Genomic DNA, 13,731 nt, shown 5'->3' on the forward strand with positions numbered 1-13,731 from the left:
CCCCATCGGCGCCCGGGCCGTCCCGTCGGCGGGGCACAGCTACCGGGCGTGGATGACGGCGTTGTGCCAAATGCCGTGCAGCCACCGAAACGACGCTGCAATCAGGTCCGGCGCATCACGCGTCCTGCGGCCCCGCACGCCCAGGAGAACGCGTCACGACGCGCGCTCCCATCAACCGCTTACGGCAGGTTCGCGCGCAGAATGTGTCACGCCGCATCACCACCACGCTCAATCGTCGTGCGGGTCCGCTGGCGTGGCCAGGATGCGCTGATAGAAGGCCAGATCCAGCCAGCGCCCGAACTTGAAGCCGGCCTCGCGCACGGTGCCGGCGTGGGTGAAGCCGAATTGTTCGTGCAAGGCGATGCTGGCCTGATTGCTGGCATCGATACCGCCGACCAGCACATGCACGCCGCGCTGTTCTGCCGCCGCGATCATACCCTGCAACAGCAGGCGTCCCAGGCCCTTGCCGCGATGGTCGCGGTGCACGTAGACCGAATGCTCGACGCTGTACTTGAACGCCGGCCAGGCGCGGAAGGTGCCGTAGCTGGCAAAGCCCATCAGGCTGCCGTCGGCCGCTTCCACCCCGATCACCGGAAAGCCGCCTGCACGCTTGGTGGCAAACCAGCCGACCATGCTTTCCGGCGGCCGCGGCTTGTAGTCGTACAACGCGGTAGAGGTGGCGATGGCGTCGTTGAAGATGTCCAGGATGGCGCTGGCGTGACGGTCTTCGCTGCAGTCGATAAGAGACATGGGATCCGATACGGGCAGGGGGTCCTGGGATTAAAAGGCATTGCCCGGCGATGAACAACGCAGCCGGCATGCAACCAATCCACGCCTGCCGTGCAACTCAAACGGCGAGCGCTGGATGCAGCGTTCCACCCGGCCGTGGCGACTGGCGATTGCGAACCACGCGACAATGGCTGCATGCGGCAGGCAGTGGCCGCGGCAGCGTCCGCCTTGAAGCGGGCGTGGCAATCCCCATCTGGAGTCGTGCATGAGCAGCCCCGTCCCCTCCTCCAGCGCACAGGCCTTCGGTGATCCGGCGGCGATCCGCTGCGAGCGCGCCGCCTCCGAGCTGCGCGCCGGCCGCCCGGTGCTGCTGACCGCGGCCAACGGGCAGGCACGCGCGGTACTGGCATTGGACAGCAGCACCGCGCAGTCGTATGCGGCCTTCGCACGTGCGGCGCAGCGGCGGCACTATCTGTTCGTCACCCCGACCCGTGCCCAGGTGCTGGGCCTGAACGCCCCGCAGGGCGCACGCGTGGCGCTGGCCGAGCACGACTACGACCAGCTCGCGGCCCTGGCCTACCTGCGCGACACCCCGGTCCCGACGCAGTGGACCGCGGGCGATACGCTGGACGCAGGCGCGGTGGAGATCGCGCGGCTGGGACTGCTGCTGCCGGCGATGCTGGCGGTGGAGCTGCACGACGCGGATGACCAGGCCGCCTTCGCCGGCTGCCAGTCGCTGGCACTGGACGATCTGGCCAGCGGTTGCGCCACATCCGCCGCTGCCGGCTACGAGTTGGTCACCCGCACGCCGGTGCCGTTGCGCGGGCTGGGGATGAGCGAGTTCGTGGTGTTTCGCGGCGGGGTGGCGCAGCGCGACCAGGTGGCGATCGTGGTCGGCCAGCCCGACCTGTCGGCCGCAGTGCCAGTGCGCGTGCATTCCTCCTGCCTGACCGGCGATCTGTTCGGCTCGCTCAAATGCGATTGCGGCGACCAGCTGCGGCATGGCCTGGCCAAGCTGAAGGACCTCGGCGGCGGCGTGCTGCTGTATCTGGACCAGGAAGGCCGCGGCACCGGCATCGCCGCCAAGATGCGCGCGTACGGCTACCAGCATGCCGGCCTGGACACCATCGACGCCGACGCGCAACTGGGCTTTGGCCCGGACGAGCGCCGCTACGGCAGTGCGGTGGCGATGCTGCGCGGCCTGGGCATCGGCCGGATCCGGCTGCTGACCAACAATCCCGCCAAGGCCGAGCGCCTGCGCGCGGCCGGTATCGCGGTCGAAGACCGCATCCCGGTGACCGGCGACATCACTGCGGAAAACGAGCAGTACCTGCGCACCAAGGCTGCGCGCGCCGGGCATGCGCTGGATGTGGACGCGCTGATCCTGGCCGCGCAGTAAGCGCCGCCAGCGCTGGATGCGCCCGCCCTCGGCGCCCGGCTATGCTTGCGCACCGCTTCTGCAGGCCAGCCTTGTGCACGACGCTCCACCGCCGCACCCCGAGGTCATCGTCACCGCCGCGCCGGCAGAGGGTCCGGCCGTGGACCACACGCAGTGGCAACCGCTACCGCAGCGCGGGGCCTATGTGGCCGGCGTCAACGGCGCACTGGGCGGCGGATGTGCCGGGCTGATCGCGGCCGGCGTGACCGCCACGGGGTTGCACGCCTGGCATCACTGGCCGCTGGTGCTGGGCCTGACCGTGGTTGCCGCGTTGCTGGGCGCGTGGTTCGCGGTCAAGCGGCATCGGCTCACCCACTGGAAACTCGACCACCACGGGCTGGCGCTGCAACGCGGTCATCTCTGGCAGAGCGACACGCGCATTCCGATTTCGCGCGTGCAGCACGTGGACCTGCGCCGCGGCCCGATCGAACGCGCCACCGGGCTGACCACGCTGGTGGTGCATACCGCCGGCAGCCGGCTCAACGCGGTGGCCTTGTCCGGCCTGGATCAGGGCGATGCCGAACGCCTGCGCGACCGCCTCGCCCGCCAGCTCGATCACGACGACGACGCGCTGTGAGTGCCATCGAACATCCCGGCCAGGACGAGCAGCGCCTGCATCCGTTGTCGTGGGTGTTCGTGCTGTTGCAGCAGATCCGCCAGTTCCTGATTCCGCTGGCGGCGTTGATCCTGTTCGGCAGCCGCGATGGCAGCCGCGACTCGGCCGACCACATCGCCACCGGCGTGGTGATGGCGGTGCTGGTGGCGATCTCGGTGCTGCGCTATTTCACCTACCGCTACCGCATCGGCACCGATGGCGTGGCGATCCGCAGCGGGCTGCTGGAACGCAGCCGGCGCGATATCCCGTTCGCGCGCATCCACAACGTGGTGGTGCATCAATCGCTGCTGCACCGGCTGGCCGGGGTGGCCGAAGTGCGGCTGGAATCGGCCGGTGGCCACAAGCCCGAAGCGGAAATGCGCGTGCTGCGGCTGGACCAGGCGCTGGCGCTGGAAGACCTGATCCGTCGCCGCACACATGATGCCGACGCCACGACGCCGCAGCCCGAGGCCGACAGCAACAGCTTGCTGCGCCTGCCGATGGGCGAAGTGATCCGGCTGGGGCTGATCTCCAATCGCGGCATGGTGGTGGTGGCTGCCAGCTTCGGCGTGATCTACCAGATGATCCCGCGCCGCACGGTGTCCAACTTCGTCGAGCACAACGGCGAGCTGGCATACCGCTATGTCAGCCAGGTCCATCCGGGGACGGCCGTCGCCGCGACCCTGGTGGTGCTCGGCACCCTGGCCGTGCTGATCGCGATGCGCGCGTTGTCGGTGGCCCTGGCGGTGGCGCAGTACCACGGCTTCCACCTCAGCCAATCCGAGCGCCGCCTCACCGTGGAGCGCGGCCTGCTGACGCGCATCCGCAGCAGTGTGGCGCTGCGGCGCATCCAGTCGTGGACGTTGTACGAAAGCCGCCTGCATCGCCTGTTCGGCCGTCGCCAGTTGCGGGTGGAGACCGCAGTGGCCGGCACCGCCGACAGCGAAGGCAGCGCATTGAAGGAACTTGCGCCGATCGCCGACCCGCAGCGCTGCGATGCCTTGTTGCAGCGCCTGCTGCCTGGGATTGCCTGGCCGCCTGCGCAGTGGCAGGCGATCGCCACGCATTGCTGGTGGCGATTGAGCCTGCCCACGCTGTTGGTGCTGCTGCCGCTGGTGGGTGGCCTGGCCTGGCAATTCGGCAACCAGGCGGCGTGGTTGCTGCTGTGGTTGCCGTGGAGTGCGTTCAAGGCGCATCGCCAGGTGCACCGCATGGGCTATGCGGTGGATGCGCGGTTTGTCGCCGTGCGCGGCGGCTGGTGGAAACGCTGGTGGCGGCTGGCCGAGCTGGACAAGCTGCAGGCGCTGCAACTGCAACGCTCGCCGCTGGATCGCCTGTCCGGCACCGCAACGCTGTGGCTGGACACCGCCGGCGCCAGCCCGACCGGCCCGGGGTTACGCCTGCGCTTTGTGCCGTTGGCGCAGGCGCAGGCGCTGCAGGCCCGGTTGGGTGCCGCGTTGACGCGGCGCAAGTTGCGTTGGTGAGTTGGGAATCGGGAATCGGGATTGGGGATTCGGGATTCGGGATTGGGTGAAGTGCTGATTGGCAGCGATAGCTCGTCAACGCGCAACCAACAGCGATCAGCGTTGTGCCGGGCCCCAGTATCCGAGTTCGCGGCGGATCTGCAGGCCGCGCCACACTGCGCCCAGCGGCTTGCGCCGCAGTGGACCGACCTTACCGGCGATGAAGTCCTCGGTCGCTGCAATCACCCGCTCCGACGATTGCCCGTCGCGGTACGGATGGATCGCATCGGCATACCTGGCCAGCGCACTGCGCAGCGCCGCATCCGGCGCCAACGCGCGCGCCAGCTGCTGCGGTAATTGCCCGGGCTGCTGGAAGTCCAGCATATGCGGCTGCGGCACGCGGTTGCGGAAGGTCACCACCGGTTTGTGCTGCACCACGAACTCGGACACGATCGATGAGGTATCCGACACCAGCACATCGGCCGCACGCTGCGCGGCCATGACCTGTTCGGGTTCGACAAAGCATGCATGCGGCCCGGCCAACGCGCGATAGCGATCGAACAGCTCCGGCGCGCACTTCGGGTGCAGGGTCAGCAGCCAGTAATGCGCACCGCGCGCGATATCGGCGGCGATCTGCTCGTAGAGCGCGGGCGCGGCGCTCAAGCGCTCGGTAAACGTGGAGCCGAACAGGATCACCGGCCGCCCGTTGGCGGGCGCGCGTAGTGCCGCGCCGCGTCCGCCATCGTCGCGAAACACCGGGTCGAGCTTGGGCCAGCCGGTTTCGACCACCGCGAAATGCCCTTCGCGCGCGGCGAGTGCGCGAAACGGCGCCGTGGTGGCCGGGCCCTGCGTGCAATACAGATCGAACAGTCCACGCACGCGGAAGTGCCCACGGTTGTCTTCGCGTTTCTGCACGTTGAAACCATGGAACAGCTGCACCTTGGCACCGGCAATGAACGGCGGCACCCAGTTGGCCGCGCTGAACACCGCCTGCGGGCGCAGCGACAGCGCCTCGCGCAGGCCGACCTGGCGCACATCCGGCAACACCAGCCCGCGCGCACCACCCTCGAACCAGGCAGACACGGCGTGCCCGCGGGCCTGTAATGCCTGCGCCAATGGCGCCAGAATAGGCAACGCGTAACGCTCCGTTGCGAACAGCAGGTATTGAGCCATCACATGTCCTCTTCGACCGCACCCGACGAACGGCCGCGCATCAGCGCCTGCATTATCGCGTTCAACGAGGCCGATCGCCTACGCGACTGCCTGCGCTCGCTGGCGTTCTGCGACGAGGTCGTGGTGGTGGACTCCGGCTCCACCGATGCCACCGTGACGCTGGCCACCGCACATGGCGCACGCGTCCTGCAACGTACCTTCGATGGCTATCGCAGCCAGAAGGCGTTCTGCGTGGCGCAGGCCAGCCATGACTGGGTGCTGTGCCTGGATGCCGACGAACGCGTCAGCGATGGCTTGCGGGCATCGATCATTGCCGCGCGCGATGGCGGTTTTGCCGGCGCGGCCGGCTATCGCTTCGCACGGCTGTCGGATTATTTCGGCCGGTTCCTGCGCCATGGCAATGCGTATCCGGATCGGGTGCTGCGCCTGTTCGATCGACGCCGCGGCGGCTGGCGCGGCAAGCGCGAGATCCACGAAGCAGCCAGTGTCGACGGGGCGGTCATGACCCTGGCGGGCGACCTGATCCACTACCCCTACCGCTCGCTGGCGCAGCAACTGGCCAAGACCCAGCGCTACGCGCAGATGATGGCCGAGCACGACTACGCGCGCGGCAAGCGTGCGACCTGGAGCAAGCTGGTGCTGGCACCGGCCTGGCGCTTCTGGCGCGGCTACCTGCTGCGTGGCGGGTTTCGCGATGGCTGGCACGGCTTGATCTACGCCTATGTCCGCGCCAACTACGTGCGCCAGAAGACCATCATGTTGTGGCTGCTGCAGCACAACCAACCGGTGCAGGATCCGCCGCGCGTGGACGATCGCCGCGACGGCTGAACGCAGCGACCCGCATGCGACCGCCGCGACGGCTGCGACGGCTGCGCCCGCCGCCAGGTCGGCGCTCCGAGCCAACAGTCACCTATCCGATGATGGGGCCGAGCCCACCACCCACCGCAAGGCCGCTCGCTAGGCCTTGTCGGCCGCTCGCACCGAGTATGCCTGCGCCTGGCGCGCCGCCAGGCCGACCAGCACACCGACCATCGCCGTGTAGAAGCTGGCCGACACCTGGTGCGCAAACATCGACTGGGTCAGTCCGCACAGGGCATAGCTCACCACGATCATCACACCGGCCGCTGCCGGCCCGCGGAACTGGCGCTGGCCGCTGCGTCGATGCAGCCGCACGAAGATCCACAACGGCACGCCGTAGACCGCAAACAACAGCAACAGCCCCGGAACCCCCTGGGTGGCGCCCCACTCGGCCAGATCGTTGTGCGCATGGCCCAGATGACAGCGCAGCAGCCAGGTGTCGCCGGCGCACACCGGCAGCTCGCGCATCGCATCGTCGAAGCGCCCGACGCCGATGCCGGTCAGCGGATGCGCGCGCAAGGTATCCCAGGCCACGTGCAGCCGTTCGATACGGGCACCGGCAGACGAGTCGCTGTCGCCGACCTCGTAGCGCCGCAGGTCGCTCTGCAACTCCCCCAGGCGCATCTGCTCGGTCAAGGCCGGCACGCTGAGCACCACGCCCACCGCCAGCACCGCACCGCCGACGAAGGTCAGCAAGCGCAGGCGTGCGCTCTGCCAGGGCGCGCCCCAGATCAGCACGCCCAGGGTCACCAGCAGCGACAACCACACCCCGCGACTGCCGCTGAGCACGATCACCACCACCGTGGCGATGGCCGCGCCCACCAGCCAGCGCACATGGCCGACCGGACGGCAGAACACCGCCACCACCAGCAGCATCAGCGCGATATCGGCAAACACGATCGCATTGGTCCAGCCTTCGGCGCGGGGGGCCCCGTTCATCACCTGCAGCATGGCGATCACCATTGCCACGAACACGCCGGCCAACGCGCCGCGCCAGAGCCAGATCTGGCGCGGCTGCAGTGCGTACGCCCACACCGCCGCCCAGGGCAGCACCAGAAAGCGCGAGCGGTTGTCGACATCGCGCAGCCCGTGTTCGAACAGCACGATCGACAGCAGCGACATCGCGATCACCGCCGCCGTCAGCCAGCCCAGCGCGCGCACCGACCAGCTGCGCGCGACGATGCCCGCGCGCAGGCTGCGCCAGCCCACCAGCGAGCCAAGCAGCAGGCACAGCCCGAAGGGCAGCAAGCCACTCGGCATGTTGACCACCAGCGCGGTCAACGCAAAGACACCCAGTTCGGCAATGCCCACACCTGCCGGTGATGCAATGGGGGCCGAGGAGGAAAGTGCAGCGGGCTGGGTGGGCAAGGAATTCATTCAGACATCGGTGGCGAATGGGGGTGAATCGGGCGGCACGCGTCAGCGACGCCGGCCAAGCTAACGATGTCCCGCATGAATCCATGCTAGACGGCGGCCGGCGGCGGCGTTGACGCGCCGCCGATCGTGGCCGGAACCTGTGCTGCGCCGGCTCATTCGGTGTCCAGGTTGCCCTGCTCCTGCGCTTCCACTGCCCGCTGCTCGGCACTTGCCACGCAGCTGCCGTGCACGGCATCGGCCGGTACCAGCCACCAGCGACGGCGGTTGGCCACGCCCACCATCTGGCTGCGGCTGCGGTCCACGCAGGCCAGCAGCGCGGTCTCCTGCGCCATCAGCCAGCGTTGCTCCGGGTCTTGTGCCTGCCAGGCCACCGCACGCTGCAGTTGCTGCTCCCACGGCACCTTGAAGCCGAAGGTCTGCGCGGGGCGGTCGGCCATCAGCAGGTTCTGCTCCTTCCAGGCCACCAGCCCGAGCTGCGCATCCGGGCCGATCCGGCGCCCGGCCTCGCGCATCACCGCGCCCGCCGAACTGGAATCGTTGAAGATCGGATAGCAGACCAACCCGAACGCCACCCACCACGCGCCCAGCAGCGATGCGGCGGCAAGCGCGGAACCGCGCACCCGCAGCAGCAACAGGCTGGCCACGCCCCACAGGCCCACCGCCAGCAGCAGCCAGCCGAGCGGGTCGGTGGCCTCGCTGCCGACTCCGCGGCTGTCCATGATCTTCTGCTCGAACCCCGGATGCCCGATCAGCATCGCCGCACCGCCGGCAACGAAGGCCACCGTCAGCAGCACCACGAATCCGAACAGCAGCCGCTGCACCCCGGCACGGCGCAGCAGGCCTGCCGCCAGCGGCGCCAGGGCCAGGCAGAACATCGGCAGCGCCGGAAGGATGTACACATCGCGCTTGCCGCTGGGAATGGTGAAGAACACCAGCACCAGCAGCCACCAGGCCAGCGGCAACAGATAGCGCGCATCGCGTCGCTTGAGCCGGCGCCACCAGGCCGGGATCGCCCAGGGCAGCAACAGGATGGTCGGCAGCCACATCGTGGCCATGCCCTTGAAGTGGTACCAGACCGGCTGCGCGTGATCCCAGGAATTGGCGTAACGCTTGGCGGTCTGGCGCAGCAGGATGTCGTTGAGATAGACGCGGTACTCGGGCTGGCCGGCAGTCAGCGCGGTCACCATCATCGGCACGAACCACAACAGGATCGCGATGAAGAAGAACAGCGGCCCCAGCCAGAAACGCCGGTCGCGCACATGCACGCGCACGCCCGGCCAGCCGCGCGCCGCCGCAATGCCGGCCGGGATCAGCATCAGCAGGGCGATGATGCCGACCCCCTTGGTGATCACGCCCAGCCCGGCGGCGAACCAGCCCAGCGTCCACCAGCGCCAGGCCGGCCCCAGCAGCAGGTGGCGCAGCAATCCGTAATTGGCCAGGGTGATCCAGAACACCACCAGCGGATCGATCTGCGCCTTCTTGGCCTGGAAGGTGAAGTGCAGCGTGAACAGCAGCATCCAGGCCGCATAGGCCCCCACGCGCCGCGTCCATAGCCGCCGCCCGAGGTCGTACACGCAGGCCAGCGTGCCCAGCGCCGCCAGCAGCGACGGCAACAGGAACGCCACCCGCCAGTTGCCCAGCAGCGTGTAGAACAGCGCCTGCAGCCACATCAGCATCGGCGGCTTGTCCGAGTACAGCTCGTTGCCGCGATGCGGGAACAGCCAGTCGCCGCTCATCACCATCTGCTTGGCGACCAGCGCAAACCGCGGCTCGTCCGACGGCCAGGGGTCGCGCAGTCCCAGGCCGGCGCCGATCACCAGCACAGCCGTGATGGCCAGCAGCCAGAAATCCTTGGAAGCACGAGTCTTGAGCATGACGGATGGCGTGGGTGCGGAGGTGGAGCGCCGGGTTCGGCGCGCGGTCAGGACGCTTTTAGCAAAAGCGCGTAGAAAAAACCGTCGCAGTGCCGCTCGCCGGGGAAACGCTGCCGTCCGGCACCGGCCGCATGCCCGAATTGCGCACCCAGCGGCTGCGCCCGTGCGTCGGCAGTGCGCTGCAGGAAGGCATCCACCTGCGCCTGGTTCTCGCGCGCAAGCAGGGAACAGGTGGTGTAGAGCAGCTGCCCGCCCGGTCGCAGCGTGCGCCAGCTGGCATCGAGCAGACGCGCCTGCAATGCGCACAAGGCGTCGATATCGTCGGCACGGCGATGCAGCAGCACGTCCGGCTGACGGCGCACCACGCCGGTGGCCGAACACGGCGCATCCAGCAGCACCGCGTCGAACGGCTGGCCGTCCCACCATGCGTCGGTCTCGGCCGCATCGGCCGCGTGCAGGGTCACCTGCGCGCCCGGCACGGTGCGCTGCAGGGTCTGCTGCACCCGCTCCAGCCGGCGCGCATCCACATCCAGCGCGGTGAGCTGCAAGCCGCGATGGCGCTCCAGCAGATGCGCGGCCTTGCCACCGGGCGCGGCGCAGGCATCGAGCACACGCGCAGACGCCGCCAGCACCAGCGCATCGGCGACCTGCTGCGCGGAGCCGTCCTGCACCGAGACATCGCCCTCGGCAAAGCCCGGCAACTGGCTCACCGGCACCGCGCCGTGCAGACGCACCGCATCCGGCAACACCGCGTCCGTTTCGGCGGCGATGCCCAGCGCGGCCAGGCCTGCGACATAGCCGGCCGGGTCGATCCGCGAGCGCTGCACGCGCAGCCACATCGGCGCCATCTGCGCGCTTGCCTCGAAAATGGTCTCGGCCTGGTCGCCCCAATCGGCGCGCAGTTGCTTGCGCAGCCAGGACGGCCAGCCCGCATCGGCGGATACCGCCGGAAACCCCTCGCGCTGGGCGCGCCGCAGGATCGCGTTGACCATGCCGGCCTGACGCGGCCGGCCCAACGCGCGGCACGCGTCCACGGTGGCCGACAAGGCCGCATGCGCGGGGAGCTGCAGCACGTCGAGCTGGGCGAAGCCGGCCATCAGCAGCGCCTTCAGTTCGGCATCGCGCGGCGGCAACGGGCGTTCCAGCCACTGCCGCAATGCCACGTCATAGGCCGGGCGGCGGCGCAGCACCGCAAAGCAGATCGCCTCCACCAGCGCGCGGTCGCGTGGATCATCAAGACCGGGCAGGGTCGCGGCCAGTTCGGCCTTGAGCGAGCGGCCCTGGTCGAACACGGCCGTCAGCACCCGTGCCGCGGCCAGACGCGAGCCCACGCCCGCCATTGCGGTCTCTGCCGGCATCAGCGCAGCGCCGGCAGGTCGCGGCGTGCGTTGAGGTAGTCGGCAGCGGTGATCGCCTTGCCGCCCTCGCGCTGCAGCACGCGCACCCGCAGCGCGCCCTGCCCGCAGGCGATGTCGATGCCTTGCTTGCTGGCGGCGAGCAGGGTGCCCGGCGCCTGCTGATGCGCCAGCTCCAGCGCCACCGCGCCATGCAGGCGCACGCGCTCGCCGGCCAGCAGCGCCTCGGCCACCGGCCATGGATTGAACGCGCGTACGCGCCGCGCCAGTTCCTGCGCCGGCTGCGCCCAGTCCAGCCGCGCCTGCGCCTTGTCCAGCTTGTGCGCGTAGGTCACGCCCTCGTCCGGCTGCGGTTGCGCCACCGGACGGATACCGGCACGCAGCAGGCCCAGGCCATCGGACAGCACCTGCGCGCCCAGCGCGGCCAGGCGGTCGTGCAACTGCCCGCCGGTTTCCTGCTCGCCGATTGCGATGCGCTGCGACAGCAGCACCGGGCCGGTATCCAGCCCGGCTTCCATCTGCATCAGGCAGACGCCGGTTTCGGTATCGCCGGCCTCGATCGCGCGCTGGATCGGCGCGGCGCCACGCCAGCGCGGCAGCAACGAGGCATGCACGTTCCAGCAGCCGTGGGTCGGCGCGGCCAGCACCGCCTTGGGCAGGATCAGGCCGTAGGCCACCACCACCATCAGGTCGGCATTGAGCGCGCGCAGCGTGGCCAGTGCCTCGGGCGAACGTAATGTCTGCGGCTGCAACACCGGAATGCCGCGCGCGATCGCCTCCAGCTTGACCGGCGAGGGCGTCAACCCACGGCCACGGCCGGCAGGCCGATCCGGCTGGGTATAGACCGCCACCACTTCATGCCGCTGCGCGGCGGCGCGCAACGAGGCGACGGCAAAATCCGGCGTACCGGCGAATACGATTCTCATAGGGAGGGGGTTCGGGAGTGGGGATTGGGGAGTCGCAACGGCGGATTCGGCAATCGGTGAGAGAACCGGCTTTGCGAATCCCGACTCCCAAGTCCCAAATCCCGGCCGTCAGGCCACGTGTTTACGCTGCTTGGCCAGCTTCTTGCGCACCATCTCGCGCTTGAGCGGCGACAGGTAATCGACGAACAGCTTGCCGTCCAGATGGTCCATCTCGTGCTGGATGCACACCGCCAGCAGGCCATCGGTGCTCAGTTCCTGCGCCTTGCCCTGGCGGTCGAGATAGCGCACGGTGATCGCATCGGCGCGGGCGACATCGGCATAGATGCCCGGTACCGACAGGCAGCCTTCCTGATACACCTGCTCGCCCTGCCTGCTCACGATTTCCGGGTTGACGAACACCTGCGGGAGATTCTTCTCCTCGCTGACGTCGATCACCATGAAACGCTTGTGCACGTCCACCTGACTGGCGGCCAGGCCGATGCCGGGCGCCTCGTACATGGTCTGGAACATGTCGTCGAGCAGGGTCTGGAATGCCGAGCTGGTGAGCTCGGCAGCATCGACCGGCACGGCCTTGGTGCGCAGCCGCGGGTCGGGGAATTCGAGGATAGGGAGCAAAGCCATGGGATTACCCGTCTGGGAACACCGGCGCTGCGCCGGCAAGACGCTGTCATTCTAGCGCAATGCTTGCGTGACGCCCCGGTTTCTGGACTATAGTGCGCGGACCTGTTGGGGAATCAGGCAAGAAGGCACTCATGTTGAACCGACTTCGTACGGTCGTCGCTGCGGCGATGCTGACCGTCGCGACCTACGCTGCCGCGCAAGCGGTGGGCGAACATCCAGACACCTACGTGGTCCGCAAGGGCGATACCCTGTGGGACATTGCTGGACGTTTCCTGCAGAAGCCGTGGTTGTGGCCGGAAATCTGGCAGGCCAACCCGCAGATCCAGAATCCGCACCTGATCTACCCCGGCGACGTGATCAGCCTGGCCTACCTGGATCGCGTCGCCAAGGGCACCGTCCAGCCCGGCCCACGCCAGGAAGCGCCGATCAACGCGATTCCGCTGGCGGAGGTCGAGCCGTTCCTGAAGAACCTGCGCGTCACCGACGACTTCGACCAGCTGCCGTACGTGGTGGGCCTGGAAGGCGGCCGCGCGCGCGCCACCACCGGCCAGGTGGCCTATGTGGTCGGCCTGGACGATGCACAGCCGGGCCAGCGCTTTGCGGTGGTGCGCCCGACCGTGAAGTTCAGCCTGCCCAAGCACAACGAAGACCTCGATGCGGCCGGCAACATCACCGCGGGCGCCGGCAACATCTGGAAGAACTACATCGCGCCGAGCACGCGCCGCGAGTTCCTGGGCTACGAACTGGCGCAGGTCAACGTCGGCACCATCACGCGCAGCGCGGCGGGCGGCAATTCCAAGGCGGCCACCCTGCTGCTGCAGGACAGCGGCCGCGAAGTGCGCGCCGGCGATCGCATCGTTGCCGTCGAAGCGCAGCCGTACGACCTGCAGTTCATCCCGCATCCGCCGTCGGAACAGGCGCTGCAGACCGAATTGCGGGTGCTGGCCATCTCCGATGCCTTCATCGTCGGCGGTACCCGCGATGTGATCGCCATCTCCGGCGGCGCCCGCGAAGGCATCAACAACGGCACGGTGTTCTCGATCTGGCGCAAGGGCCGCACGGTCAGCGACCGCGTCAAGCATTCGCGCTTCTCGCGGACCGACGACGACTTCAGCGGCCCGGCCGGCTCCACCGTCGGCCTGCCCGACGAATACGCCTCGCACGCGATGGTGTTCCGCACCTTCGACAAGGTCAGCTATGCGCTGGTGATGGAAAGCGTCAAGCCAACCGGCCTGGGCTACTTCGTCAAGCATCCCGACGCGCAGTAAGCGACAATTCCGATGCGGTAATGCGACGGCGCCCGAGGGCGCCGTCGTCGTTTG

Annotated in this window: 12 protein-coding genes; 5 read left to right on the forward strand and 7 right to left on the reverse strand. The window is 68.8% G+C overall.

The annotated features are described in order from the left end of the window. Positions 1-228: 228 nt before the first annotated feature. Entirely contained in the window at positions 229-750 is a 522-nt protein-coding gene (locus tag EO174_RS17875) for a GNAT family N-acetyltransferase (protein ID WP_126946374.1), read from the reverse strand. 244 nt (positions 751-994) lie between these two features. Between EO174_RS17875 and ribA the strand changes: the two genes are divergently transcribed. The 3 genes from ribA (at position 995) to EO174_RS17890 (ending at position 4,246) form a co-directional block, all read left to right on the forward strand. Continuing rightward, positions 995-2,128 (forward strand): GTP cyclohydrolase II RibA, encoded by a 1,134-nt coding sequence (gene ribA, locus EO174_RS17880; protein ID WP_119131707.1) that lies wholly within the window; start codon positions 995-997, stop codon positions 2,126-2,128. A 139-nt stretch (positions 2,129-2,267) separates the two neighbouring features. Further along, positions 2,268-2,744 carry a PH domain-containing protein gene (locus EO174_RS17885; protein WP_104584141.1) on the forward strand — a complete coding sequence of 159 codons (477 nt, stop codon included), beginning with the start codon at positions 2,268-2,270 and terminating at the stop codon, positions 2,742-2,744. Further along, positions 2,741-4,246: a PH domain-containing protein gene (locus tag EO174_RS17890; RefSeq protein WP_126946383.1), complete on the forward strand. Its 1,506-nt coding sequence runs from the start codon at positions 2,741-2,743 to the stop codon at positions 4,244-4,246. The genes EO174_RS17885 and EO174_RS17890 overlap by 4 nt, the downstream gene beginning before the upstream one ends. A 96-nt stretch (positions 4,247-4,342) precedes the next feature. Here the strand turns inward: EO174_RS17890 and EO174_RS17895 are convergent, their stop codons facing one another. After that, entirely contained in the window at positions 4,343-5,401 is a 1,059-nt protein-coding gene (locus tag EO174_RS17895) for a CDP-glycerol glycerophosphotransferase family protein (RefSeq protein ID WP_126946386.1), read from the reverse strand. Here EO174_RS17895 and EO174_RS17900 point away from each other — a divergent pair, their 5' ends adjacent. Then, the gene (locus EO174_RS17900) at positions 5,402-6,226 is read left to right on the forward strand and encodes a glycosyltransferase family 2 protein (protein WP_104650058.1); all 825 of its coding nucleotides are present in this window, start codon (positions 5,402-5,404) and stop codon (positions 6,224-6,226) included. A 129-nt stretch (positions 6,227-6,355) separates the two neighbouring features. Here the strand turns inward: EO174_RS17900 and EO174_RS17905 are convergent, their stop codons facing one another. The 5 genes from EO174_RS17905 to def all read right to left on the reverse strand — a co-directional run bounded on the left by EO174_RS17905 (position 6,356) and on the right by def (position 12,409). Then, entirely contained in the window at positions 6,356-7,633 is a 1,278-nt protein-coding gene (locus EO174_RS17905; RefSeq protein ID WP_126946389.1) for an O-antigen ligase, read from the reverse strand. Positions 7,634-7,785: 152 nt separating this feature from the next. After that, the gene (locus EO174_RS17910; protein WP_126946392.1) at positions 7,786-9,507 is read right to left on the reverse strand and encodes a glycosyltransferase family 39 protein; all 1,722 of its coding nucleotides are present in this window, start codon (positions 9,505-9,507) and stop codon (positions 7,786-7,788) included. Positions 9,508-9,554: 47 nt separating this feature from the next. Then, positions 9,555-10,865, reverse strand: coding sequence for a 16S rRNA (cytosine(967)-C(5))-methyltransferase RsmB (rsmB, locus tag EO174_RS17915; RefSeq protein WP_126946395.1), 1,311 nt, complete (start codon positions 10,863-10,865; stop codon positions 9,555-9,557). Continuing rightward, the gene (gene fmt / locus EO174_RS17920) at positions 10,865-11,788 is read right to left on the reverse strand and encodes a methionyl-tRNA formyltransferase (RefSeq protein ID WP_104650054.1); all 924 of its coding nucleotides are present in this window, start codon (positions 11,786-11,788) and stop codon (positions 10,865-10,867) included. Before fmt ends, rsmB begins: the two co-directional genes overlap by 1 nt. A 108-nt stretch (positions 11,789-11,896) precedes the next feature. After that, positions 11,897-12,409, reverse strand: a complete 513-nt coding sequence (gene def, locus EO174_RS17925) for a peptide deformylase (protein WP_126946398.1) — start codon at positions 12,407-12,409, stop codon at positions 11,897-11,899. 131 nt (positions 12,410-12,540) lie between these two features. Between def and EO174_RS17930 the strand changes: the two genes are divergently transcribed. Next, positions 12,541-13,677, forward strand: coding sequence for a LysM peptidoglycan-binding domain-containing protein (locus tag EO174_RS17930; protein ID WP_104584069.1), 1,137 nt, complete (start codon positions 12,541-12,543; stop codon positions 13,675-13,677). The last annotated feature ends 54 nt before the right edge of the window (positions 13,678-13,731 follow it).

The sequence above is a fragment of the Xanthomonas sp. BRIP62418 genome (genome assembly GCF_003993495.1).
In the GTDB taxonomy this organism is placed as follows: domain Bacteria; phylum Pseudomonadota; class Gammaproteobacteria; order Xanthomonadales; family Xanthomonadaceae; genus Xanthomonas; species Xanthomonas euroxanthea.